The 24,553-nt window shown below is 43.5% G+C and carries 20 protein-coding genes; 17 read left to right on the forward strand and 3 right to left on the reverse strand.

Translation table 11 applies throughout. The features are described from left to right. Nucleotides 1-24 precede the first annotated feature (24 nt). Nucleotides 25-543 carry an Hcp family type VI secretion system effector gene (locus tag FVA72_RS08970; RefSeq protein ID WP_004246976.1) on the reverse strand — a complete coding sequence of 173 codons (519 nt, stop codon included), beginning with the start codon at nucleotides 541-543 and terminating at the stop codon, nucleotides 25-27. Nucleotides 544-1,286: 743 nt separating this feature from the next. On the opposite strand from FVA72_RS08970, the gene FVA72_RS08975 reads away from it, so the two are divergent. From FVA72_RS08975 to FVA72_RS21700, 3 genes are all read left to right on the forward strand, one after another. Next, nucleotides 1,287-1,961 (forward strand): sugar phosphatase, encoded by a 675-nt coding sequence (locus tag FVA72_RS08975; protein ID WP_110591912.1) that lies wholly within the window; start codon nucleotides 1,287-1,289, stop codon nucleotides 1,959-1,961. 88 nt (nucleotides 1,962-2,049) lie between these two features. Further along, nucleotides 2,050-3,882 carry an SLC13 family permease gene (locus FVA72_RS08980; protein ID WP_004259790.1) on the forward strand — a complete coding sequence of 611 codons (1,833 nt, stop codon included), beginning with the start codon at nucleotides 2,050-2,052 and terminating at the stop codon, nucleotides 3,880-3,882. A gap of 167 nt (nucleotides 3,883-4,049) precedes the next feature. Then, nucleotides 4,050-4,466 (forward strand): hypothetical protein, encoded by a 417-nt coding sequence (locus FVA72_RS21700; RefSeq protein WP_232062784.1) that lies wholly within the window; start codon nucleotides 4,050-4,052, stop codon nucleotides 4,464-4,466. A gap of 51 nt (nucleotides 4,467-4,517) precedes the next feature. Here the strand turns inward: FVA72_RS21700 and yfbR are convergent, their stop codons facing one another. Further along, the gene (yfbR, locus tag FVA72_RS08990) at nucleotides 4,518-5,099 is read right to left on the reverse strand and encodes a 5'-deoxynucleotidase (RefSeq protein WP_004259798.1); all 582 of its coding nucleotides are present in this window, start codon (nucleotides 5,097-5,099) and stop codon (nucleotides 4,518-4,520) included. A gap of 407 nt (nucleotides 5,100-5,506) precedes the next feature. Then, nucleotides 5,507-6,721 (reverse strand): pyridoxal phosphate-dependent aminotransferase, encoded by a 1,215-nt coding sequence (locus FVA72_RS08995; RefSeq protein ID WP_004259802.1) that lies wholly within the window; start codon nucleotides 6,719-6,721, stop codon nucleotides 5,507-5,509. Between the two features lie 790 nt (nucleotides 6,722-7,511). Between FVA72_RS08995 and FVA72_RS09000 the strand changes: the two genes are divergently transcribed. The 14 genes from FVA72_RS09000 (at nucleotide 7,512) to nuoN (ending at nucleotide 24,524) form a co-directional block, all read left to right on the forward strand. Beyond that, complete coding sequence (locus FVA72_RS09000; RefSeq protein WP_036958083.1) at nucleotides 7,512-8,435, forward strand: LysR family transcriptional regulator; 924 nt, start codon at nucleotides 7,512-7,514, stop codon at nucleotides 8,433-8,435. 1,114 nt (nucleotides 8,436-9,549) lie between these two features. Further along, nucleotides 9,550-9,993, forward strand: coding sequence for an NADH-quinone oxidoreductase subunit A (locus FVA72_RS09005; RefSeq protein WP_004259806.1), 444 nt, complete (start codon nucleotides 9,550-9,552; stop codon nucleotides 9,991-9,993). Nucleotides 9,994-10,011: 18 nt separating this feature from the next. Then, nucleotides 10,012-10,686 (forward strand): NuoB/complex I 20 kDa subunit family protein, encoded by a 675-nt coding sequence (locus FVA72_RS09010; protein ID WP_004912254.1) that lies wholly within the window; start codon nucleotides 10,012-10,014, stop codon nucleotides 10,684-10,686. Between the two features lie 74 nt (nucleotides 10,687-10,760). Next, the gene (nuoC, locus tag FVA72_RS09015; RefSeq protein WP_405029950.1) at nucleotides 10,761-12,563 is read left to right on the forward strand and encodes an NADH-quinone oxidoreductase subunit C/D; all 1,803 of its coding nucleotides are present in this window, start codon (nucleotides 10,761-10,763) and stop codon (nucleotides 12,561-12,563) included. A gap of 2 nt (nucleotides 12,564-12,565) precedes the next feature. Then, the gene (gene nuoE, locus FVA72_RS09020) at nucleotides 12,566-13,114 is read left to right on the forward strand and encodes an NADH-quinone oxidoreductase subunit NuoE (protein WP_036958085.1); all 549 of its coding nucleotides are present in this window, start codon (nucleotides 12,566-12,568) and stop codon (nucleotides 13,112-13,114) included. Next, nucleotides 13,111-14,469 (forward strand): NADH-quinone oxidoreductase subunit NuoF, encoded by a 1,359-nt coding sequence (gene nuoF / locus FVA72_RS09025; protein WP_004259820.1) that lies wholly within the window; start codon nucleotides 13,111-13,113, stop codon nucleotides 14,467-14,469. The genes nuoE and nuoF overlap by 4 nt, the downstream gene beginning before the upstream one ends. A gap of 89 nt (nucleotides 14,470-14,558) precedes the next feature. After that, on the forward strand, nucleotides 14,559-17,291 hold the full coding sequence (gene nuoG / locus FVA72_RS09030) for an NADH-quinone oxidoreductase subunit NuoG (protein ID WP_110591910.1): 2,733 nt from the start codon (nucleotides 14,559-14,561) through the stop codon (nucleotides 17,289-17,291). After that, nucleotides 17,291-18,268, forward strand: a complete 978-nt coding sequence (nuoH, locus tag FVA72_RS09035; protein ID WP_004912244.1) for an NADH-quinone oxidoreductase subunit NuoH — start codon at nucleotides 17,291-17,293, stop codon at nucleotides 18,266-18,268. The genes nuoG and nuoH overlap by 1 nt, the downstream gene beginning before the upstream one ends. A gap of 14 nt (nucleotides 18,269-18,282) precedes the next feature. After that, nucleotides 18,283-18,825 carry an NADH-quinone oxidoreductase subunit NuoI gene (gene nuoI / locus FVA72_RS09040; RefSeq protein ID WP_004259834.1) on the forward strand — a complete coding sequence of 181 codons (543 nt, stop codon included), beginning with the start codon at nucleotides 18,283-18,285 and terminating at the stop codon, nucleotides 18,823-18,825. A 12-nt stretch (nucleotides 18,826-18,837) separates the two neighbouring features. Continuing rightward, nucleotides 18,838-19,380 carry an NADH-quinone oxidoreductase subunit J gene (gene nuoJ, locus FVA72_RS09045; protein ID WP_004259837.1) on the forward strand — a complete coding sequence of 181 codons (543 nt, stop codon included), beginning with the start codon at nucleotides 18,838-18,840 and terminating at the stop codon, nucleotides 19,378-19,380. Continuing rightward, entirely contained in the window at nucleotides 19,377-19,679 is a 303-nt protein-coding gene (gene nuoK / locus FVA72_RS09050; RefSeq protein ID WP_004259841.1) for an NADH-quinone oxidoreductase subunit NuoK, read from the forward strand. Before nuoJ ends, nuoK begins: the two co-directional genes overlap by 4 nt. Continuing rightward, nucleotides 19,676-21,517 carry an NADH-quinone oxidoreductase subunit L gene (gene nuoL / locus FVA72_RS09055; protein WP_004259845.1) on the forward strand — a complete coding sequence of 614 codons (1,842 nt, stop codon included), beginning with the start codon at nucleotides 19,676-19,678 and terminating at the stop codon, nucleotides 21,515-21,517. Before nuoK ends, nuoL begins: the two co-directional genes overlap by 4 nt. 19 nt (nucleotides 21,518-21,536) lie before the next feature. Further along, nucleotides 21,537-23,057 carry an NADH-quinone oxidoreductase subunit M gene (gene nuoM / locus FVA72_RS09060; protein ID WP_110591909.1) on the forward strand — a complete coding sequence of 507 codons (1,521 nt, stop codon included), beginning with the start codon at nucleotides 21,537-21,539 and terminating at the stop codon, nucleotides 23,055-23,057. Nucleotides 23,058-23,063: 6 nt separating this feature from the next. Beyond that, on the forward strand, nucleotides 23,064-24,524 hold the full coding sequence (nuoN, locus tag FVA72_RS09065; RefSeq protein WP_004259851.1) for an NADH-quinone oxidoreductase subunit NuoN: 1,461 nt from the start codon (nucleotides 23,064-23,066) through the stop codon (nucleotides 24,522-24,524). Nucleotides 24,525-24,553 lie beyond the last annotated feature (29 nt).

Genomic DNA, 24,553 nt, shown 5'->3' on the forward strand with positions numbered 1-24,553 from the left:
TCGAAAGGCTCGCTAAATTCGAACTTACGCTTCGAGCGGCGCACGCCAGTCATCGGCACCGGATGTACCTGCAACGGTATGTTCCCAGTCAATTTTACGGTAAGACAGAGACACTTCGATTAACTGCGTGAAATCCGCTTTCGCTGGGTCTTGGCAGTGTGGCATTTGGCAATCGATATTCACGATAGTCGCATCCGTTAATGTGGTGGTGAAGAAATGCTCTTGCTTCCCTTCAACGGATGTGCGGTACCATTTCAGTTCCACTTTCGGCAACATTTCGCCAGATGCTAACGCGTTATACAGCAGCGGAACCGCTTTATTTAACGCCACGGTAAAACGGAAGGGTTTATGTGCGCGTTGGCCTGAAGGTTGGCCAGATTGTGGGTCTGTCGGTACAGTCACAACGTGAGAAAACTCTTGCACTAACATTTGGTCTTCATGACCTTGTACATAGATGTTACCCACAGAATCCGCCGTAAATGCACCGGCAGTGATGTTGCCTTGGGTTTTTCCTTCAATGGAAATATAACATGGAGTTGGCATAGCGATATCCTTTATCCAGAATAACAAATTGGGTTAAGTCGACATAATTATCGATTAATTTCCGTCATCTCAGCCAGTGCGCACGGTAAGATTTGAGTTAAGGATAATAAAAGCTTATGAATGGACTGTAAACCGGAGGGCCAGTTTGTATCTCTCTAGGATAAGTGACTTAGCGTAAACGGGTTGAAATATCGCTATATAACTCCAGAAAAACACCAAAAATGAATGATTACCGAATAATCATCGAGCAAAAAATAGACCAAACTGCGGTAAGCCCAGTAAGTTCTAATGTACATAGAAATAAACTATGTAACCAAATATTTCAGCTTAAGAGGTTATCGCAACCACATGATTTAAAATAAATAAAATAGAGAATTTAAGCTACCCTCTACTAGCAGTGAAATTATCGGTCTAATTTTATAGTGTATTTAACTATTTATCATGAAATTACTAGTGATTAATATTGATAAATATGCTAACCAACTGTAAGTTTTACGTTTTTCCTGTGTGGTACAGGAGCAATATAATGATTTCGTAAAAAAGCAAATACAACAGAAATCACCATGTCGTTCAAAAAACACAAAGATCAACAGCCCTAGCGCATTCAAATTTATGTCTTAGGCACAATTCTTAACTATTTTCAATAATGAGGTTGCGTATGGGCGCCTATTTAGCGTTAACTAGTGGGCTAGAATCGATTCAATTTTTTATGTTATGCGAATTGCAAAATTAAAGGGGTAGATGTGAAATTAAAGGCAAAAGGGTTTCTATTTGATTTAGACGGTACGTTAGCGGATTCACTCGCAGTCGTTGAACGTTGCTGGTGCAAATTTGGTGAGCGTATTGGTAAAAGTGCGGACGAAGTTATTAGCTATATTCATGGCAAACCCGCAATGACCAGTTTGCGCCATTTTTTACCCGAGGCGAGTGATGAAGAAATTATGGAATACTTCCATTGGCTAGAAAAAATGGAAAGCGAAGATGTGGAGGGCGTTGTTGCTCTACCCGGCGCTATTGCTTTGCTGACGCGTTTAAATGAAATTGGCGCGCCGTGGGCAATTGTCACCTCTGGTACTGTACCAATTGCTCATGGGCGTCAACAAGCGGCAGGGTTACCAGAGCCTAAACATTGGGTAACATTTGAAAAAGTGTCCAAAGGTAAGCCTGACCCAGAGCCGTTTTTACTTGGTGCCCAAGCACTTTCTTTTCCTGCAAAATCCTGTATTGTCTTTGAAGATGCACAAGCAGGCATCCATTCAGCATTAACAGCCGGTTGCCAAGTGGTGGCAGTCCATGCACCAGAAGGGATGCCTCGTCGTGATGAAATTCAAGTAATTGTGAGTTCATTGGAACAAATTTCCGTTATGGGACCTGACAATAATGGTGATTATGAACTTTTCGTGTCTAATTTGACTTAATGGTGATTTAATCAAAGAAATTCTCCGTAAAACATGCTTAACTAAATAAAATTCTTAGCAATGTTTTTTTTCGTCGAAAGGGGATATTTTGAACGGAGAATTGCTGTGGGTCTTAACCCTTCTATTGATTGCGATAGTTCTATTTACCACAAATAAAATTCGCATGGATGTGGTCGCGTTACTTGTCATTGTCGCGTTTGTGCTGAGCGATACCTTAACGCTAGAACAAGCTACCGCAGGTTTTGCTGACCCCAACGTCCTGCTAATCGCAGCATTGTTTGTTATTGGTGATGGCCTTGTTCGCACAGGGATAGCCTATCAAATGGGAGACTGGCTTGTTCGCGTTGCAGGAAGCAGCGAAAGCAAAATGCTGGTTTTCTTAATGCTCACTGTCGCTGGGTTAGGGGCTTTTATGAGTTCCACAGGAGTGGTGGCTATCTTTATCCCCGTCGTATTAAGCGTTGCATCACGCATGAAAACGTCCCCTAGCCGGTTGATGATGCCATTAGGCTTCGCAGGGCTTATCAGTGGAATGATGACACTGGTGGCCACGCCACCGAATATGGTAGTGAATAGTGAGTTAGTACGAGAGGGGATCAAAGGCTTTCAATTTTTTTCTATTACCCCTATAGGCATTCTCATTTTATTAGCCGGTATTGCCTACATGTGGCTAACAAGGCGTTGGCTAGGCAGTAATGAACCCGACAAACTCCCTGAGCGTTATCGACGTACTTTCCGTGATTTAATTCGTGATTACAAATTGACGGGTAGAGCTCGCCGCCTTGCTATCCGAAAAGGTTCGCCACTCATAGGCCATACGCTTGATGAACTGCATCTTCGCTCCCGTTATGAAGCTAACGTGGTTGGGATAGAGCGTTGGCGTAAATTCCGTCGCGTGATGGTGAGTGCAACGGGGGGAACCGAGCTACGCGAGCGGGATGTTTTATTAGTCGATATATCCGTGAGTGATGACGATTTGCGCCAATTTTGTAGCGAGCAACTTCTTGAACCGATGATTTTACGGGGAGATTATTTTTCAGACCAATCACGTGATGTGGGAATGGCTGAAGTGTCGATGAACCCTGATTCCGAACTATTGGGGAAATCGTTGAGGGACATTAAATTTCGTACTCGTTATGGTTTGAACGTTGTTGGTATTCGTCGAGATGGCAAGGCACTGGATGGAAAGCTAGTTGATGAACCGCTTAGGTTAGGTGATATTTTATTAGTTATTGGTGATTGGAAATTGATCCGAATTTTATCGACTAAGCCGCGTAACTTTATTGTATTGAACCTAGCTGCTGAAGTCGAGGCCGTTGCACCCGCTGCATCTCAGGCTCCTCATGCCTTGTTTTGTTTGGCGCTAATGGTCGCGATGATGGTGACCAATGAAATTCCTAATTTTATTGCAGCACTTATTGCCTGTTTGCTAATGGGGAAATTTCGTTGTATCGATATGGAAAGTGCCTATAAGTCAATCCACTGGCCTAGTATTATCTTAATTGTTGGGATGATGCCTTTTGCGCTAGCATTACAAGAAACAGGGGGGATTGCGCTTGCTGTCGATGCGTTAATGAAAGTCGCCGGTGGGTTAGGGCCACACGTGATGTTATTGTGCCTGTTTATTTTGTGCGCCACTATTGGCTTATTTATTTCCAATACCGCAACTGCGGTGTTAATGGCGCCGATTGCCATTGCGGCGGCGCGTCAAATGGAGGTTTCACCACTTCCTTTTGCCATGATTGTTGGGATAGCCGCATCCGCTGCCTTTATGACCCCAGTTTCATCACCAGTGAATACCTTAGTTTTAGGGCCTGGTGGGTATAAATTTGCTGATTTCCTAAAAATTGGTGTGCCGTTTACTATTATCGTAATGCTAATTAGTATTTTGGTTGTACCGGTATTATTTCCCTTTAATTAATCTTTGTTATTTATAATTTCAAAATTACCATCAATAACGAATGAAAAGCAAATCGTTATTGATGGTTTTTTATTAAAAAAACGTAAGCGTTAATATTTATTCGTTTTTTCATTTGATAAATGAAATGCTAGCTTATTTCTGACAAATCAATGTGAGGAATATATAATATGAATAAAGAAACTGCTACACCGGAAAGGTATTATTTGGGCTTGGCAACATTTGAAAACTTTTGGGGGGAAGACTTAAGTTCTGTTGTCATTGAGCACTATGTTAATAACCTTAGTAATAGCAGAACGAAAAAATATCCCAGTTCACAAACTTTGTCTAATATTGCCAATAAAGCAGTTATGAAAGATATTTTTGCATTTAAATATGAGCTCGGTATTAATGATTCATATGATTACTGGGTAGTTGAAATAACAACTAAAAGTGGCAAAAAATATCGTACAAAATCGAGTTTTTATTGTTCTATTACCTTTGAAGATAAAGGAAAAGTGGTTTTGGGGGTTAATGGGGACTTTAAGCGGCTGTATGTGCATTTTCCGTCATCGTCTGACTGTTCTACGGCATTTAACGAAGTATAATTAATAACTGCTTATGCAGAGTAGGAATATTTATTATTCCTACTAAAAAAATTAATTACTGATTTCATCAAGGGAAAGTTTAAAACCTGGGACAAATTTTTCCATAAAATAGTCCATTTCAGGGCTTTTTCTTTCTTCTAATATTTTCTCTAGGCGTTTTTTTGCAAGTTTAAATTCACTATTACCCGCGGAAAGCTCTTCTAAACATTTTAAATAAGCGCACAATGAGTCAGCTTGTTTAACCAATGAATGTTCTTCATCAGTTTGTAAATCTTCAATAATTAGCTCACGGAAGTCATCTTGCAGTTCTTCTGGTAGCATTTCGAGTAATTTTTGTTGGGCGAACTTCTCTATTTTTTTGTATTCATGAGCAATTTGCTGATTATGGTATTTAATCGGAGTTGGTAAGTCTCCAGTGATAACTTCGCTCGCATCATGGTACATGGCTAACATGGCTATTCGTTCTGCATTAACCTGACCGCCGAATCGACGATTTTTGATGATAGCAAGAGCATGGGCAACCATAGCCACTTGTAAGCTATGTTCCGAAACGTTTTCAGTTCGTACATTGCGCATTAAAGGCCAGCGGTGAATGAGTTTCATTCTAGCTAGGTGGGCGAAAAAGTAGCTCATAAGTCCTCTTCTGTGGTGTCTGCAAACAACTAAAATTATAACGGAAATAATGTGGTAGTGATATATTTTTATTGTTTTTTAATAAGTTACTAGTTCGTAATTATTTATTAATATTTATTTTCATATTAAGATAATCATAATAATATAATCAGTATTTGACTTTAATTTAACTGTTATTTTAATTGTGTTGAATTATAGAATCAAAAAAATATAATGAATGTTCAATTCGGAAATAAAGAGGCAATATGAAATATTTTCCATTTATATTATTGGGCTTTTTCTTGGTGGCAATTTATTTTATTTCTATTATTTGATTATCAGAATAATACAGTCTATTAATGATGACTCGATTTAGAATAAAAAAGCCTCCGGAGTAGGAGGCTTTCACTTTATGTTTGATGCCGCTTTTATTGGCGATAACCTTCAAGGAAACGGCCGAATTTATTAATCGCCATTTCAAGATCATCTGCATAAGGTAATGTGACAATTCTAAAGTGATCGGGTTCAGGCCAGTTAAATGCGGTACCTTGAACTAATAACACTTTCTCTTGTAACAATAGGTCTAAAATCATTTTCTGGTCGTCATAGATATTAAATCGTTTAATATCGATTTTTGGGAACATATACAGAGCACCTTGTGGTTTGACACATGAAACGCCCGGTATTTGGTTGATCAACTCCCATGCACGATTACGTTGCTCATATAAACGACCACCTGGTTGAATAAATTCACTGATACTTTGGTAGCCCCCGAGTGCAGTTTGAATAGCATGCTGCATTGGAACGTTAGCACACAGGCGCATTGAGGCCAGCATTTCTAAACCTTCAATATAGCTTTTTGCATGTTTTTTCGGGCCGTTTAATACCATCCAACCTTGGCGAAAACCAGCGACGCGATAAGTTTTAGATAAACCATTAAATGTGATGGTTAATAAATCAGGGGCGAGGGCGGCAATAGAGTGATGTACAGCATCATCATAAAGAATTTTATCGTAGATCTCATCAGCATAAATAATAAGATTGTGCTGGCGAGCCAATTCGACAATTTCCATTAACAGATCTTTACTGTAGACCGCACCGGTTGGGTTATTTGGGTTTATGACCACAATACCACGCGTTCTTGGGGTGATTTTTTTGCGAATGTCTTCAATATCAGGCATCCAACCTTGTTGCTCATCACACATATAATGAACCGCTTTCCCACCTGAAAGGGAAACCGCAGCGGTCCATAATGGGTAATCAGGCGCAGGCACTAACATTTCATCACCATTATTAAGCAGCGCTTGCATGGCTTGTACGATTAATTCAGAAACGCCATTACCAATGTAGACATCTTCCACGGTCATTTCATGAATACCGCGAGCTTGGTAATGCTGCACAATCGCTTTACGGGCAGAATATAAGCCTTTTGAATCACAATAACCCTGAGAACTAGGCAGATTACGCAAGACATCAACTAGGATTTCATCTGGGGCTTCAAAACCAAATGGGGCCGGGTTACCAATATTGAGTTTGAGGACTTTGTTGCCTTCTTCTTCTAGGCGTTTAGCTTCTTTTAAGACGGGCCCACGAATGTCATAGCAAACATTATCGAGCTTACTGGATTTAGTTAGATTATTCATAGTTTTCTCATTACCCTAAGGGTTACATTGGTCGAGCCGGCGTTATTCCTTTACTCTACTCCTCCCTCAGAAGCTTTTGAAGATGCAAGGTTATTTTTGGTGTAAAAGGTTGGTTTACGCTTAAATGTAATGTTTGGTATCTTATTATATGGTTTAAGTTAGCTGTATGTTCCTAAAATATAGCATTGTGTGGATTATAATTTTAACATTTATTGATGTTTTGGAGTATAAAAAGTAAAAAAGCAGAAAAACAGAGGAAAAAGGAAAATTTGTATCAAAATGTAATATTAAGCATTGAATCATTAAAATAGACATGATTTTTTTGCTGTAATAGCCTTTTTTTATAATAATTAGTGTGATTTTGTTAGTAATATTGATTGTTTCGAGTCATTTTTATTAACAAAAGGTGTTGCTTAAAATTGTAACTATTTGATATTCATAACTATAGGTAAATAGTGAAACGAATTTTATAATGTGCTTACATTAAAATAATTGTGATTACATTAAATATGTTACTATTTAAGCGTGTTCTAGAAAGCGCTTTGTTAGTTTGTTTTTTAGGAAAACATCCCCTTTTTATTAAAATTATTTGATTTTTGGAAGTATGCTATTTGCACACGTGCTCTATCAATTATAAATGATGAGCAGGGTGGAAAAGTAAAATAATTAGAAGTTATTGCAGATCTATGGATTAGAAATGCACTCGCTTAGTAGTCGCTATAAACTCGCTGATTCTCATGGAGGAGAGCAGAAACACCAGGTAACATAAAATTATATAAGAGAATGAACGATGATAAATTCCAATCGTCCCATCATGAACCTAGATCTTGATTTGCTACGTACTTTCGTTGCTGTCGCAGATCTTAATACATTTGCAGCTGCAGCTGCAGCCGTTTGTCGAACACAATCTGCTGTGAGCCAGCAAATGCAACGTTTAGAACAATTAGTCGGTCGTGAGCTTTTTGCTCGTCATGGACGAAATAAACTGCTTACCGCACATGGATTGCAATTACTTGGCTACGCAAGGCAAATATTGCGCGCCAATGACGATGCAACGGCATCATTAACTTATAATGACGCTGATGGTGAATTGCGCATCGGTGCATCTGATGACACCGTCGATATCCTATTACCTTTCTTGCTTAATCGTATCGCGTCTGTCTATCCAAGAATTGCAATTGAAGTACGCATTAAACGAGCTCAGTTTATTGAGTCAATGCTTGATAACCATGAGATAGATCTTGCATTAACAACGGCAAGAATTAGCCACCATCCTAAAACGGCTTTAAGAACCGTGCCTGTTTTGTGGCATAGCGCACCCGATTTTCAATTGCGTCCGAATGAGCCGATCCCATTAGTTGTTATGGATGAAACTAACCCATATCGTAAACTTTGTACTAGTGCCCTTGATGATGCAGGTTTGTCATGGCATGTTGCTTATGAAGCAGCTTCTCTGCCTGCTGTTCGTGCAGCAGTTAATGCGGAAGTAGGGGTAACTGCAAGGCCAATGGAAATGCAAAATGCAGATTTACGTATTTTGAATGAAGCTGATGGGTTACCACGTTTACCTGATATTCAGTATTGGTTATATAAGAACGCAGACGAACAAAAAGATTTTGTTCTGACGGTATTCGGTGCGATCGAAAACAAAAAAATCCCTTATGTGGCAGCCTCAGCAAGTGAGTTGATGGATAGCAACGAGGAAAGTAATTAAGTTAATCGATTCATCTAGTTGCTTTAATCGCAATATCTAATCGATTTATTGTACTGGCGGTAATTCCAATTATTTTGGGATTGCCGTTTTTTTATATCATTTTTGTTGGTTTATTACTGAATCACTTGTTTGTGATCAATGTGTTATTGGCTGTGTACAAATAAAATCAATGTGTTAATCGCAATCTAAAGAAGGCTCGTGTGGCGACTGAGATAGCTATTTTTGGTTAAATGGTTAACGCACGGGTAGATTAAGCTGTTAGATAACAGTTTAACGGATTCGTTGGTAATAACTGAAACGATTATTTCATGCAGTGGAACTCAATTTTCAATATTGGGAAATGGTATCGAGAAATTTGTTTTTATGCATGTTTAAATAATGTCCAGTGATATCCTTAGTAGGATATCGAGTTCAAATTTATCGATTTTTTATTAATTTCCGCTCATAAAAAAAGCAAATAACCACTTAATAAGTATGGTTAAATAAGAAAGACCATGAAATAATTGTGATGTAGCTGGCATAACCTGAATTTCATTGTTTGGTTAACAATTTGTTATGTTATTAACAATGTTTTTTTATTGAATAGATAAAATAGCGCTGTAATGTCAGTTAGTTACTTGAAGTAATGCGTTAAAAAGAGTTACAAAGACTTAAAGTTAAATTGAATGCTATGTAAACAAATTGAGTACTTTTTCAATAAAAGTGTGCGTTAGATCAAATAAAAAGAGCAATTTTTCATCTGTTAAGACAGGTTTTTCCTGAGATAATGGTGTAGTAAAAACGAATAATCAGTTAAACTAGTTTGCGTGTTTACTTGAGTATCATTACACTGACACGTTTTAGCAGATTATGAGTGCTTTTTGTTGTTCTGTTGTTTCCAAAGTGTGAAGTTTTTGTAATAAATACGGGTTATTTTACTTAGTTTAAGTGAAATAAATTGTAATGAGAGAGGACAAACCAAACGCAGTCAACAGGCTGATTTAAGTTTGGTGATATTTTAGTTTGTGATCAATTTTGGTCTTTCTTCTCGATTAACTGGGCAATTGTGGTGCAATACTGCCGTGATGTAAAAAAGAGCAGCTAACACACCATAAGTAATGAGTAAGCAACGAGTATGTCTACATCAATCCTAGCGTTAGCCCATAACTGGGCGTTTGCGATATTCCTTATCGGCACTATCGGTCTTTGTGCTTTCATGTTGGTCGCAGGTCACTTTCTAGGTAGCCGCGCCAAAGCCAGAACAAAACATGTTCCTTATGAGTCAGGTATCGACTCGGTCGGTAGTGCACGTCTCCGCATGTCTGCTAAGTTTTACTTAGTTGCCATGTTTTTCGTTATCTTCGATGTTGAAGCCATGTTCTTATTTGCATGGTCAGTCGCCATCCGCGAAGCCGGTTGGGTAGGTTTCATCGAAGCCGCGATCTTTATTTTGGTATTGTTGGCGGGACTGTTTTACCTCGTCCGCGTTGGGGCATTGGATTGGACTCCAGTCCGTTCCCGCGGAAAAGTAAAGCATCCTAGTGAAGTTATTAAAATCAGCAATCGTCATCCGCAGTAAAAAGCGAGGCATTATACAATGGATTATACGCTCACCCGCATAGATCCGAACGGTGAGAACGACCGTTACCCACTGCAAACTCAGGAAATCGTTACTGATCCACTGGAGCAGCAAGTTGAAAACAGTGTTTACATGGGAAAACTTTCTCATGCACTTCACGATGTGGTTAATTGGGGGCGCAAAAACTCTCTATGGCCATATAACTTTGGTCTTTCATGTTGCTATGTAGAAATGGTGACTTCGTTCACGGCTGTTCATGACGTTGCCCGCTTTGGTGCAGAAGTACTGCGTGCTTCACCTCGTCAAGCCGATTTCATGGTAGTAGCAGGTACTTGTTTCACAAAAATGGCACCTGTTATTCAACGTCTGTATGACCAAATGCTTGAACCAAAATGGGTAATTTCCATGGGTTCATGTGCCAACTCTGGTGGCATGTATGACATTTATTCTGTTGTACAAGGCGTCGATAAATTTATTCCTGTGGATGTGTATATCCCAGGTTGCCCACCGCGTCCAGAAGCCTATATGCAGGCTCTGCTTCTGTTGCAAGAATCTATCGGTAAAGAGCGTAGACCGCTGTCTTGGGTTGTTGGAGACCAAGGCGTTTACCGTGCCAATATGCAATCAGAAAGAGAAAGAAAGCACGGTGAACGTATTGCAGTGACAAACCTGCGTACACCAGACGAAATTTAAGGCTTAAAGCCATACAGCGTAACAGAGCAATGTTGTTGCGAAATAATAAACCTGATCAAGCGTTATGGTGAAGAATGATGACAGATCAGATAGCGCAAGCGAGTAGTAACCAGCCAGGATGGCAGACACAGGATCACTTAAACGACCCTGTGCTTCTGGAACTGCGCAATCAATTTGGGCCGGATGCCTTTTCTGTTCAAGCGACTCGCACTGGTATGCCAGTGGTTTGGGTGCGTCGTGAACAGTTACTGGAAGTGGTCGATTTCCTAAAGAAATTACCAAAACCGTATGTCATGTTATTTGACTTACATGGGGTAGATGAACGTCAACGAATTCACCGTCAAGGTCTGCCAGAAGCAGATTTTAGTGTTTTCTACCACCTCATCTCTATCGATCGTAACCGCGATATCATGTTAAAAGTCGCTCTTAATGAGAAAGACTTAAATGTGCCTTCTATTGTTTCCCTGTTCCCGAATGCGAATTGGCATGAACGTGAAGTGTGGGACATGTTCGGTATAACGTTCCAAGGTCACCCAAATTTACGCCGTTTATTAATGTCACCAAGCTGGGAAGGTCACCCACTGCGTAAGGATTATCCTGCGCGTGCGACTGAGTTTGACCCTTTTGTTCTGACTAAGCAGAAACAAGATCTGGAAATGGAAGCCTTGACTTTCAAACCAGAAGAGTGGGGCATGGCACGTGGAAATGAAAACGAAGATTTCATGTTCCTAAACTTGGGGCCAAACCACCCATCCTCACACGGTGCGTTCCGTATCGTATTACAACTGGATGGCGAAGAAATTATTGACTGCGTACCTGACATTGGCTACCACCACCGTGGTGCTGAAAAAATGGGTGAACGCCAGTCATGGCACAGCTACATTCCTTACACTGACCGTATCGAGTACCTCGGTGGTTGTGTGAATGAAATGCCATATGTGTTAGCCGTTGAAAAACTGGCTGGCATTGAAGTGCCGGATCGCGTGAAAACCATTCGTGTTATGCTGTCTGAGTTATTCCGCATTAACAGCCACTTGCTGTACATCAGTACCTATATCCAAGACGTTGGTGCGATGACCCCTGTCTTCTTTGCGTTTACCGACCGTCAAAAAGTCTACAACGTGATTGAAGCGATTACCGGTTTCCGTATGCACCCTGCATGGTTCCGTATCGGTGGTGTTGCGCATGACTTACCGCGTGGTTGGGAAAAACTGCTGCGCGAATTATTAGATTGGTTGCCAAAACGTTTAGAGTCTTATGTGACTTCTGCACTGAAAAACTCCATCTTAAAAGGTCGCTCTATTGGGACAGCAATGTACTCAAAAGAAGAGGCGTTGGCATGGGGTGTGACAGGGGCTGGATTACGTGCAACAGGCGTTGATTTTGACGTGCGTAAATGGCGTCCATATTCAGGCTATGAAAACTTCGAGTTTGATATCCCTATTGCTCATAACGGTGACTGTTATGACCGTGTGATGATCAAAGTAGAAGAGATGCGCCAGAGTATTCGTATTCTTGAGCAATGCTATAAGAATATGCCAGAAGGTCCTTTCAAAGCTGACCATCCATTGACAACTCCGCCACCAAAAGAGCGCACGTTGCAGCATATCGAAACCCTGATCAACCACTTCTTACAAGTGTCTTGGGGGCCGGTGATGCCAGCAAATGAGTCATTCCAGATGGTTGAAGCGACGAAAGGTATCAACAGCTACTACTTAACCAGTGATGGCAGCACAATGAGCTACCGTACGCGTATTCGTACGCCAAGCTACGCTCACTTGCAGCAAATTCCTGCCGTGATCAGAGGTAGTTTAGTTTCAGACTTAATCGTCTATCTGGGTAGTATCGATTTTGTAATGTCGGATGTGGATCGCTAACCATGCATAATGAACATAACGAAAATGAGAAGCACAACGAGCTCAATGTCGTGAATGTGTTTGAACCGCAAGTCAATCATGGCTTTGTCTTAACAGAGAAAGAGCGTGAAGAGATTGAAGGTGAGAAACACCATTACGAAGACGCACGTGCTGCCTCAATTGAAGCACTGAAAATTGTGCAAAAAAACCGCGGTTGGGTTGAAGATGGTGCGATCCATGCTATCGCTGACGTCTTAGGTATCCCAGCTAGTGATGTTGAAGGGGTGGCGACATTCTATAGCCAAATCTTCCGCCAACCAGTGGGTCGCCACATTATTCGCTATTGCGACAGTGTTGTTTGCCATATTACAGGTTATCAGGGCTTAGAAGCTGAAATCATTAAACAGCTTAATATTCGCCCGGGTCAAACAACAGCTGATGGCCGTTTTACATTGCTGCCGACCTGTTGCTTAGGTAACTGTGACAAGGGTCCAACGATGATGATCGATGATGACACTCACAGCTACGTGCAGCCTGAAAATATTCAAAAATTACTGGAGCAGTATCCATGACAAATTCTGTTAATCCAGTGATCCGTACTGCTGAAACTCATCCTCTAACATGGCGTTTGCGTGATGACAATCAGCCTGTTTGGTTAGATGAGTATCGCAGTAAAAACGGATACAAAGGTCTTGAGCGCGCGCTCAAAGGCATGGCACCGGATGAAGTTGTGAATCTCGTAAAAGACGCTGGCCTGAAAGGGCGAGGTGGAGCGGGCTTCTCAACGGGTCTGAAATGGAGCCTGATGCCAAAAGACGAAAACATGAAACTGCGTTACTTTTTATGTAATGCGGATGAAATGGAACCGGGCACCTATAAAGACCGTTTATTGATGGAGCAACTCCCTCACTTGTTAGTTGAAGGGATGATCACGGGCGCTTATGCACTTAAGGCCTACCGTGGTTATATCTTCTTACGGGGTGAGTATGTTGAAGCCGCGCAAAACCTACGCCGTGCCATCGAAGAAGCGAAAGCGGCGGGTTTATTAGGAAAAAATATCCTCGGTTCGGGTTTCGATTTTGAACTGTTTGTCCACACCGGCGCTGGGCGTTATATCTGCGGTGAAGAAACCGCACTGATTAACTCTTTAGAAGGCCGCCGTGCTAACCCACGTTCTAAACCACCATTCCCTGCAACATCAGGTGCTTGGGGTAAGCCAACTTGCGTTAATAACGTCGAAACCATTTGTAACGTGCCTGCCATTTTAGAGCACGGAGACCAATGGTATATCGATTTAAGCGCCGGTAAGAGTAAAGACGCGGGTACTAAATTAATGGGCTTCTCTGGCCGTGTGAAAAACCCGGGTCTGTGGGAATTGCCATTTGGTACAACGGCACGTGAAGTGTTGGAAGATTACGCAGGTGGTATGCGTGATGGACTGAAATTAAAAGCATGGCAGCCGGGTGGGGCAGGGACAGACTTCCTAACCAACGACCACCTCGACTTACCAATGGATTTCGAAAATATTGCCAAAGCAGGAAGCCGTCTTGGTACTGCATTGGCGATGGCGGTTGATCATGAAATCAACATGGTTTCTTTAGTGCGTAACTTAGAAACCTTCTTTGCTCGTGAATCCTGTGGTTGGTGTACGCCGTGCCGTGATGGTTTGCCATGGAGTGTGAAAATTTTACAAGCGCTGGAAAAAGGCGAAGGGCAGCCGGGAGATATTGAAACCCTAGAGCAGCTGTGCCGTTTCTTAGGACCGGGTAAAACTTTCTGCGCTCACGCACCGGGTGCGGTCGAACCGCTACAAAGTGCCATCAAATATTTCCGTGATGAATTCGAAGCGGGTATCTCGCAAAAAGATCTGCGTAACATCGTGCAGATTGCAGGTATCCAACCCAACTTGCTTAAGCAGCGTTGGTAATTATTTAGCGATTGAGCAACCGCTAAAGAGATTTTTCACGAAGAACGTATTTTTGATTAACGCCTGCTTTATGCGGGCCTTTGGGAAGCATGCTGACTATGGCTACAATATATGTAGACGGCAAAGAATATGACGTAAACGGGTCTGAAAACCTGTTACAAGCCTGTCTTTCTCTCGGGCTAGATATTCCTTATTTTTGCTGGCATCCGGCGCTGGGAAGCGTTGGCGCTTGCCGCCAGTGTGCGGTTAAGCAGTATCAGAACGCAGATGACACACGCGGTCGCCTAGTAATGTCTTGTATGACACCCGCAACGGAAGGTACCTACATCTCAATTGATGATGAAGAAGCCAAACAATTCCGTGAAAGTGTCGTGGAATGGCTGATGACCAACCACCCTCATGACTGCCCAGTCTGTGAGGAAGGGGGGAACTGTCACCTACAAGATATGACGGTAATGACCGGTCATAACATGCGTAAATATCGTTTTACGAAACGGACTCACATTAACCAAGACCTCGGTCCATTTATTAGTCATGAAATGAACCGTTGTATTGCGTGTTATCGCTGTGTTCGTTACTACAAAGATTATGCAGATGGCACGGATTTAGGGGTTTATGGGGCACATAACTATGTGTATTTCGGTCGTACTGAAGACGGTACACTGGAAAGTGAGTTCTCCGGTAACTTAGTTGAAGTTTGTCCTACCGGGGTATTCACCGATAAAACCCACTCTGAGCGCTATAACCGTAAATGGGATATGCAGTTTGCCCCCGGTATCTGCCAGCAGTGCAGTATCGGTTGTAATACTAGCCCCGGTGAGCGTTATGGTGAAATCCGCCGCATCGAAAACCGTTATAACGGCTCGGTAAACCACTATTTCCTGTGTGACCGTGGTCGCTTTGGTTATGGTTACGTCAACCGTAAAGACCGTCCTCGCCAAGCTGTACTCAATAAAAATGGCGTTAAGCAGGTCATCTCGGCTATCGAAGCGATGCAAAGTGGTGCGCAAATTATCAATCAAGCGAAAAAAGTGATTGGTATCGGCTCGCCGCGTGCTAGCGTTGAAAGCAACTATGCATTACGCGCATTAGTTGGAGCAGAAAACTTCTATTCCGGTATTTCTGCGGGAGAGCAGCGTCGTTTAGCATTAATGCAAAATATTCTGCAAAACGGCGGTATCTATACGCCAACACTGCGTGAAGTGGAAGGCTATGATGCGGTACTGGTACTGGGTGAAGATTTAACTCAGACAGGTGCACGCATGGCGTTATCTGTACGCCAAGCGGTGAAAGGTAAAGCTCGTGAGATGGCGGCAGCACAAAAAGTGGCTGACTGGCAAATCGCGGCAATCATGAATATTGGTCAACACGCAAAATATCCGCTGTTTATCACCAATGTTGATGACACGCGTTTAGACGATGTGGCTGCCTTCAATTACCGTGCTCCAGTGGTTGACCAAGCGCGCTTCGGTTTTGCTATCGCCAATATGATTAATGGCGAAGCCCCTGCGGTGAATAATTTACCCGCGGACTTAAAAGCCAAAGTTGAAACCATTGCTCAAGCATTAGCCAGTGCGAAAAAACCATTAATTATCAGTGGTAGCCATAGTGCAAGCGAGGCAATGATCCAAGCGGCCGCTAACGTGGCATTCGCACTGAAAGCGAAAGGCGCGAACGTTGGGTTATCTTACTTAGCGTCTCATGCAAATAGTTTCGGTCTGGCAATGATGAATGCACAGCCATTAGACAGCGCTTTAGCTCGCATAGAAGCGAACGAAGCGGATGTGGCTATTGTTATCGAAAACGACCTGTACCGTCACAGCAGCGTGGATGCAGTCAATAGCGCATTAGCGAAATTGAGCCATTTGATTGTAGCGGATCATCAGCAAACTGACATCATGGATAAAGCAACATTAGTTCTGCCAGCAGCAAGTTTTGCTGAAGCAGACGGTACGTTGATTAACCAAGAAGGTCGTGCACAGCGTTTCTTCCAAGTCTTCGACCCAACGTATTACGATAAAGCTATCGTGATGAACGAAAGCTGGCGCTGGATGCATTCACTGCAAACTGAAGCGCAAGAGCGTGATGCGGATTGGTCTCAACTTGATCACGTTATCGCTGATTGTGTTGCCGCAATGCCACAATTCTCAGGTATGGTTGATGCCGCACCAAAAGCGTCTTTCCGTATTCGTGGTCAAAAACTGGCGCGTGAACCACATCGTTACAGTGGCCGTACAGCGATGCTAGCAAATCAATCTGTCCATGAACCTCGTCAACCGCAAGATATTGACTCTCCATTTGCTTTCTCAATGGAAGGGAACAACAGCCCAACCGCACCGCGCCAGCAAATTCCATTTGCATGGGCACCAGGTTGGAACTCACCGCAAGCATGGAATAAATTCCAAGCCGAAGTGGGTGGTCATCTGTTATTTGGTGACCCGGGTATCCGTTTGTTCAATTCAACAGAGAGCAAATTGGCTTACTTCACTGAAATTCCAGCGGCTTATCAAGCTAGCGAAGCGCAGTGGGTCGTCGCACCTTATTACCACCTGTTTGGCAGTGATGAAATGTCACAGCGTTCAGAGGTGATCCAAGAGCGTATGCCTGAGCCTTATATCATGCTGAACACGCAAGATGCTGCGGCACTGGGGCTGTCAGCGGGTGCTAAAGCTGAGTTTAGCCATGCAGGTCAAGCGTTTAACTTGACTGTTCGCCTCAGTAATCACCTGTCTACCGGTCAAATTGGCTTACCGCTAGGAATGCCAGGTATCGCACCGTCAATGGCTGGCGTGTCAGTCAATAATCTGCGGAGGGGAGCATGATGGATTGGATTTCTCCTGAAGTGATGGAAGTATTAATTTCCATCCTTAAATCTGTCGTCATTTTATTGGTTGTTGTGACTTGTGGGGCATACATGAGTCTGGGAGAGCGCCGTATTCTCGGTCTATTCCAGAACCGTTATGGCCCTAACCGTGTGGGGCCGTTTGGGATGGGCCAGTTAATCGCGGATATGTTCAAAATGCTGTTTAAAGAAGACTGGATCCCACAGTTTGCAGACAAGAAAATCTTTACCCTTGCGCCAGTGATTGCTTTTTGTTCACTGTTCTTAGCATTTGCTATCGTCCCTGTTAGCCCAACATGGCACGTTGCAGACCTGAATATTGGGATTTTATTCTTCCTAATGATGGCGGGTCTAGCGGTCTACGCGGTGTTATTCGCGGGATGGTCAAGTAATAACAAATACTCATTATTAGGTGCGATGCGTGCGTCAGCACAAACCGTGAGTTACGAAGTATTCTTAGGCCTTTCTTTAATGGGTGTGGTTGCACAAGCAGGTTCATTCAACCTGATTGATATTGTGAACTCCCAAGAAGGCATGTGGAATATTATTCCTCAATTCTTTGGTTTTGTGACTTTTGCGATAGCGGGCGTTGCGGTATGTCACCGTCATCCGTTTGACCAACCAGAAGCAGAACAAGAGATTGCGGATGGTTACCACGTTGAATACTCAGGGATGAAGTTCGGTCTGTTCTTCGTTGGTGAGTATATCGGTATCGTAACGGTTTCTGCACTGATTGTGACGCTGTTCTTTGGTGGCTGGCATGGTCCATTCCTGCCGTCATTCTTGTGGTTTGCTATCAAAACTGGCTTTTTCATGATGATGTTTATCTTGATCCGTGCCTCTTTACCGCGTCCACGTTATGACCAAGTGATGTCTTTCGGTTGGAAAATTTGCCTGCCGCTGACACTGCTTAATCTGCTGGGTACTGCAGCAGTGATTTTATACAACGCTCAGTAAGGGGTGATTGAACCATGACATTGAAAGAGTTATTGGTCGGTTTCGCCACCCAAGTACGTAGTATTTGGATGGTCGGCCTACATGCGTTCGATAAACGCGAAACGCAAATGTATCCAGAAGAGCCGGTTTATCTGCCACCCCGTTACCGTGGTCGTATCGTGTTGACGCGCGATCCAGACGGTGAAGAGCGTTGTGTTGCATGTAACTTGTGTGCGGTAGCTTGCCCTGTGGGTTGTATCTCACTGCAAAAAGCTGAACACGAAGATGGCCGCTGGTACCCTGAATTTTTCCGCGTTAACTTTTCGCGCTGTATTTTCTGTGGTCTGTGTGAAGAGGCTTGCCCTACCACGGCAATCCAATTAACACCTGATTTTGAAATGGCCGATTGGAGACGTCAGGATCTGGTTTACGAGAAAAATGACCTGTTGATTTCAGGTCCGGGTAAATATCCTGATTATAACTTTTACCGTAAATCAGGTATGGCGATTGCAGGTAAAGACAAAGGTGAAGCGGATAACGAAGCGAAACCTATCAACGTCAAAGACCTGTTGCCATAAGGAGCGATATTCATGGAATTTACATTTTATATCGCCGGTCTAGTTGCCATTTTAGCAACTTTAAGGGTGATAACGAATACAAATCCGGTGCATGCACTGTTGTATCTGGTTGTTTCTCTGCTGGCTCTGTCAATGGTGTTTTTCTCCCTCGGTGCGTATTTTGCTGGAGCGTTGGAAATCATCGTTTATGCAGGTGCCATCATGGTCCTGTTCGTGTTCGTCGTGATGATGCTCAACCTAGGACGTTCTGTTCAAGAACAAGAGCGCGCTTGGTTGACGCCGAAAAACTGGATTGGTCCTGCTGTGTTATCCGCAGTTTTATTGGCTATCTTAGTTTACGGTATCACCTCATTGTCATATCAAGAAGGCATTGAGGGCACCATCATTGGGGCGAAAGAAGTGGGTATTAGCTTGTTCGGGCCTTACGTTCTGGCTGTCGAATTGGCGTCACTGTTACTACTAGCTGGTTTAGTTGTCGCATTCCACGTTGGACGTGACCGTAAAGAAAACGGTGCTGATCTTGTCAGTATCGCGAAGGCGGAGGAGCAAAAATGATACCTCTAGAACATGGTCTGATTTTAGCGGCGATTTTATTTGTGATGGGGCTTAGCTGCCTTGTTATTCGCCGCAATCTGCTTTTCATGCTGATCGGACTGGAAATCATGATTAACTCAACTGCACTGGCATTTGTGGTTGCAGGGAGTTTTTGGGGGCAGCCAGACGGCCAAATTATGTATATATTGGCAATTACATTGGCTGCAGCGGAGGCGAGTATTGGATTGGCGTTGTTACTGCAACTCCATCGTCATCGTCAGAACCTGAATATTGATAAAGTCAGTGAGATGCGCGGATGAACCTACTCTATTTAACTATTCTGTTGCCTTTACTGGGGTCGGTGTTGTTAGCCTTCTCCCGTGGACGCTGGTCAGAAAACGTTTCGGCCATTATTGGTGCGGGGTCGGTCGGCTTAGCGGCCATCGTCGCATTCTATGCTGGCAATGAATTTTTAGCTCAAGACGCTGGTAGCGTGTTCATCCAACCTCTGTGGACTTGGATGTCTGTCGGTACCTTTAATATCCCATTCACCCTAATGTTAGATGGTCTATCTCTGACCATGTTAGGTGTGGTAACGGGTGTGGGCTTCCTTATTCATGTATACGCTTCTTGGTATATGCGTGGTGAGGAAGGTTACTCACGTTTCTTCGCTTACACTAACCTGTTTATCGCGAGTATGGTGGTCTTAGTCCTCGCTGATAACATGATGCTGATGTATCTCGGTTGGGAAGGGGTAGGGCTGTGCAGTTACCTGTTGATTGGTTTCTATTATACCAATCCAGAAAACGGTAAAGCCGCAATGAAAGCGTTCTTTGTCACGCGTATCGGTGACGTATTCCTCGCAATTGGTATGTTTATCCTGTGGAATGAGCTCGGCACATTGAATTTCAGCGAAATGGCGGTGTTAGCACCTCAGAAATTTGCTGAAGGTTCGAGTGCGATCAATTGGGCAACCTTGATGTTATTAGGTGGAGCAGTCGGTAAATCAGCACAGTTACCATTGCAAACGTGGTTGGCAGATGCGATGGCGGGTCCTACGCCAGTTTCAGCATTGATCCACGCCGCAACCATGGTAACGGCCGGTGTGTACTTAGTGGCTCGTACCCACGTTCTGTTCTTATTAGCGCCAGAAGTTTTACATCTAGTTGGCGTTGTGGGCGCAGTGACATTAGTACTGGCAGGGTTTGCTGCACTGGTTCAAACCGACATCAAGCGTGTGCTTGCTTATTCCACGATGAGCCAAATCGGTTATATGTTTTTGGCTCTCGGTGTGCAAGCTTGGGATGCTGCGATTTTCCACCTGATGACGCACGCTTTCTTTAAAGCACTGTTGTTCCTGTCAGCAGGTTCGGTCATTTTGGCATGCCACCACGAGCAAAATATCTTCAAAATGGGCGGATTGCGTAAGCAAATTCCATTTATCTACGCTGTGATGTTGATTGGCGGAAGCGCACTGGCAGCATTGCCATTGTTTACTGCTGGTTTCTACAGTAAAGATGCCATTTTGTGGGGTGCGCAGCTTGATGGACAAACTGTATTGTTGTGGGCAGGTATCCTCGGTGCATTAATGACCGCAATTTATACCTTCCGTATGATTTTCATCGTGTTCCACGGTGAAGCAAAAATCAAAGCGCATAAGGTTAAAGGCATCACTCACACATTACCACTGGGCATTTTGGCTATCCTTGCAACGTTTGTTGGTGCATTAATCCATCAACCACTCGAAGGGGTATTCCCTGCAGAAGCGGCTGGCAGTGAAGACGGTAAAGTCTTACTCGAAGCGATTTCTGGCGGGTTTGCTATCGCTGGTCTATTAATTGCGGTATTCCTCTACCTGTTTAGACGTTCAATAGTCGATGCTATCGCGAAAACTGCGGTGGGTCGTTTCTTCAGCGCATGGTGGTACCAAGCGTGGGGCTTCGACTGGCTGTATGACGTAGTCTTTGTAAAACCGTTTAAAGGTATTGCATGGCTACTGGAAAGCGATCCGATTAACTCTCTGATGAATATCCCTGCACATCTTTCACGTTGGGCAAATAAAGGGCTTGCAGTGAGTGAAAACGGCCAAATCCGTTGGTATGTTGCCTCGTTGGGGCTGGGTGCAGTGCTGATTCTTGCTCTGCTGCTTTTGGTTTAATTAAGGGACACATTGCGCCATGCTATTACCCTGGCTAATACTCATTCCCTTCATCGGAGGCCTGCTAAGCTGGCAGGCTGACCGGTTCAGTCATCGCGCACCGCGCTGGATTGCACTGGCGACGATGGGAATAACATTAATACTCTCCGTGCAATTGTGGTTAGAAGGGAATTACTCTCTTGTTAATCCACAAGGGATTCCACAATGGCAATCTGTTTTCTTTATGCCGTGGATCCCGTCACTGGGAATTGACTTTCATTTAGCTATTGACGGCTTATCACTGCTGATGGTCGTATTAACGGCTATAATGGGGGCTTTCTCGATTCTGAGCTCTTGGAGTGAAAACCAGAAGAACCAAGGTGCGTATCACTTTAACCTGCTGTGGATTATCACAGGTGTGATGGGGATTTTCACCGCGGTTGACTTGTTCTTATTCTTCTTCTTCTGGGAGATGATGCTGATCCCAATGTACTTCCTGATTGCCAATTGGGGGCACAAAGGGTCAGAAAACAGACAACATATCAAAGCTGCGACTAAGTTCTTTATCTATACGCAAGCAAGTGGCTTGATCATGTTGGTTTCCATCATTGGATTGGCACTAGCGAATTACAATACTTCAGGCGTATTAACATTCGATTATAACCAACTGTTAGGCGCAGAGCTGTCTAGTAACGTTGCGTTTATGTTGATGTTAGGCTTCTTTATCGCCTTTGCCGTTAAAATGCCATTGGTTCCTTTCCATGGTTGGATGGCAGATACCCAAGAACAGTCGCCTACAGCGGGTTCCGTGGATATCTCCGGTATCATGCTAAAAACCGCAGCATACGGCCTGTTACGCTTTACTTTGCCTCTGTTCCCTGAAGCCTCTATCCAGTTCACGCCAGTGGCGATGACGCTGGGTGTGATTAGTATCTTCTACGGCGCATGGTTGGCGTTCAAACAAACGGATATCAAACGTCTTGCAGCGTACAGTAGCTTATCCCATATGGGCTTTGTGACAGTCGCTATTTACGCGGGTTCAACCTTGGCCTACCAAGGTGCTGTAGTTCAAATGATCACCAATGGTTTGTCTGGTGCGGCACTGATTATCATTAGTGGTCAACTGTATGAACGTACGCAAACGCGTGATATGCGTATGATGGGTGGATTATGGAAACGCATTAAATGGTTACCAGGAATGTCCCTGTTCTTTGCTGCGGCAACGCTAGGAATGCCAGGTACAGGTAACTTCATTGGTGAATTTATGATCCTGTTTGGCAGCTTCAGCCAATTCACGTTAGTGACTTGTATTATGGTCTTTGGTGTGGTGTTTGCGTCTATCTACTCACTGTGGATGATGCAACAGACTTATTATGGTACACCAAAATCTGAAAAAGAAATGAAAGGGTTAACGGCGCGTGAGTTTGGTGTGCTGCTGGCTCTGGCTGTATTACTGGTTATCATCGGTTTCTACCCGCAACCAATTTTAGATACATCAATTGGTTCGATGGAAACATTGCATAACCTGTATTCTGCTTCACTTACAACATTAGGGCTGTAATTCGCCATGACAATAACTCCTCAAGAACTGATCGCAATACTACCACTGATGATCGTCGGGTTGACGGCGGTGGTTGTGATGCTGTCCATTGCGTGGCGACGCGATCACCTTACCAGTGCCGCGCTGACAGTATCTGGCTTTGTTATTGCGTTGCTTTCACTGATTTGGGTAGCCGACGGCTACCTAATGGATGTGACTTCGCTTATCCGTGTTGATGGCTTTGCGCTGTTCTATAGTGCATTAGTCCTGATTGCAGGTATCGGTACCAGCATCTTTGCCTACCACTGGCTGGAAGGTTTTGGCGACAATAGAGATGAATTCCACTTGTTAGTTGCTATCGCGGTGGCAGGTGGTGTGCTGTTATCTATGTCAAACCATATGGCGTCGATGTTTATCGGTATTGAGCTGATTTCATTGCCACTGTTTGGCTTAGTTGCCTATACCTTTGAGCGCAGTCGCACATTAGAAGCTGGGATCAAGTACATGCTGTTATCTGCAGCAGCGTCTTCATTCCTGTTATTCGGAATTGCGTTACTGTATGCGGAATCGGGTAGCTTAAGCTTCGCAGCTGTTGGTCAAAGTCTTTCTGATAACCAAATTCACGCCCCATTAGTGATGATTGGTTTCGGTATGCTCATTGTTGGTTTTGGCTTTAAACTGTCACTGTTTCCATTCCAACTGTGGACACCAGACGTTTATCAAGGTGCGCCTGCACCTGTATCAGCTTTCTTAGCAACGGGTAGTAAAATCGCTATCTTTGCCGTATTAGTGCGTATCTTTTTGGAAGCACCAATTGCCAACAGCAATACGTTAGCGATTGTGATTTCAGTGATTGCCATAGCATCTATCTTGTTTGGTAACTTACTGGCTATCACACAAAAAAGCGCAAAACGCTTGCTGGGTTACTCATCTATCTCGCATATGGGTTATTTACTCGTTGCCCTTGTTGCGTTACGTATCGACCCAGTAGCGTCACAAGTGACTATCGCAATCTACTTAGTGGGTTACTTGTTTGCAAGCTTAGGCGCATTTGGTGTTGTGAGTATCGTTTCCAGTCCTTATCGTGGTGATGACCAGGATGATTTCAGTGCATTCCGTGGGCTGTTCTGGCATAAACCCGTTCTAGCAACGGTAATGACTGTGATGATGCTGTCGCTGGCGGGTATTCCAATTACATTAGGATTTATTGGTAAATTCTATGTGATTGCATCTGCGGTGAATGCAGAGTTATGGTGGTTAACAGGAGCTGTAGTGGTTGGTAGTGCAATTGGCTTATATTACTACCTAAGCTTTATGGCTAGCCTATATAGCCGCGATGCAGAACATGCAGAACGTTATACAGGCCCTGAAAAAGCAACGTTAGGGACCGTTGTTGCTGTTATTTGCGCCATTGCGGTTATTGTCTTTGGTGTATGGCCACAACCTCTTATTGATATGACATCAACAGCACTTGCTGTGATTAACTAATAGGCTAAAATTTCCTATAGTTGATAAAC

Source organism: Providencia sp. PROV061, from assembly GCF_011045655.1.
Taxonomy (GTDB): Bacteria; Pseudomonadota; Gammaproteobacteria; order Enterobacterales; family Enterobacteriaceae; genus Providencia; species Providencia hangzhouensis.

What these genes read in the sequence shown, in the direction of transcription:
- FVA72_RS08970 (WP_004246976.1), bottom strand. Translation starts at nt 543, where the DNA reads ATGCCAACTCCATGTTATATTTCCATTGAAGGAAAAACCCAAGGCAAC.
- FVA72_RS21700 (WP_232062784.1), top strand. Translation starts at nt 4,050, where the DNA reads ATGAATAAAGAAACTGCTACACCGGAAAGGTATTATTTGGGCTTGGCA.
- yfbR (WP_004259798.1), bottom strand. Translation starts at nt 5,099, where the DNA reads ATGAGCTACTTTTTCGCCCACCTAGCTAGAATGAAACTCATTCACCGC.
- FVA72_RS08995 (WP_004259802.1), bottom strand. Translation starts at nt 6,721, where the DNA reads ATGAATAATCTAACTAAATCCAGTAAGCTCGATAATGTTTGCTATGAC.
- FVA72_RS09000 (WP_036958083.1), top strand. Translation starts at nt 7,512, where the DNA reads ATGATAAATTCCAATCGTCCCATCATGAACCTAGATCTTGATTTGCTA.
- FVA72_RS09005 (WP_004259806.1), top strand. Translation starts at nt 9,550, where the DNA reads ATGTCTACATCAATCCTAGCGTTAGCCCATAACTGGGCGTTTGCGATA.
- FVA72_RS09010 (WP_004912254.1), top strand. Translation starts at nt 10,012, where the DNA reads ATGGATTATACGCTCACCCGCATAGATCCGAACGGTGAGAACGACCGT.
- nuoC (WP_405029950.1), top strand. Translation starts at nt 10,761, where the DNA reads ATGATGACAGATCAGATAGCGCAAGCGAGTAGTAACCAGCCAGGATGG.
- nuoE (WP_036958085.1), top strand. Translation starts at nt 12,566, where the DNA reads ATGCATAATGAACATAACGAAAATGAGAAGCACAACGAGCTCAATGTC.
- nuoF (WP_004259820.1), top strand. Translation starts at nt 13,111, where the DNA reads ATGACAAATTCTGTTAATCCAGTGATCCGTACTGCTGAAACTCATCCT.
- nuoG (WP_110591910.1), top strand. Translation starts at nt 14,559, where the DNA reads ATGCTGACTATGGCTACAATATATGTAGACGGCAAAGAATATGACGTA.
- nuoH (WP_004912244.1), top strand. Translation starts at nt 17,291, where the DNA reads ATGGATTGGATTTCTCCTGAAGTGATGGAAGTATTAATTTCCATCCTT.
- nuoI (WP_004259834.1), top strand. Translation starts at nt 18,283, where the DNA reads ATGACATTGAAAGAGTTATTGGTCGGTTTCGCCACCCAAGTACGTAGT.
- nuoJ (WP_004259837.1), top strand. Translation starts at nt 18,838, where the DNA reads ATGGAATTTACATTTTATATCGCCGGTCTAGTTGCCATTTTAGCAACT.
- nuoK (WP_004259841.1), top strand. Translation starts at nt 19,377, where the DNA reads ATGATACCTCTAGAACATGGTCTGATTTTAGCGGCGATTTTATTTGTG.
- nuoL (WP_004259845.1), top strand. Translation starts at nt 19,676, where the DNA reads ATGAACCTACTCTATTTAACTATTCTGTTGCCTTTACTGGGGTCGGTG.
- nuoM (WP_110591909.1), top strand. Translation starts at nt 21,537, where the DNA reads ATGCTATTACCCTGGCTAATACTCATTCCCTTCATCGGAGGCCTGCTA.
- nuoN (WP_004259851.1), top strand. Translation starts at nt 23,064, where the DNA reads ATGACAATAACTCCTCAAGAACTGATCGCAATACTACCACTGATGATC.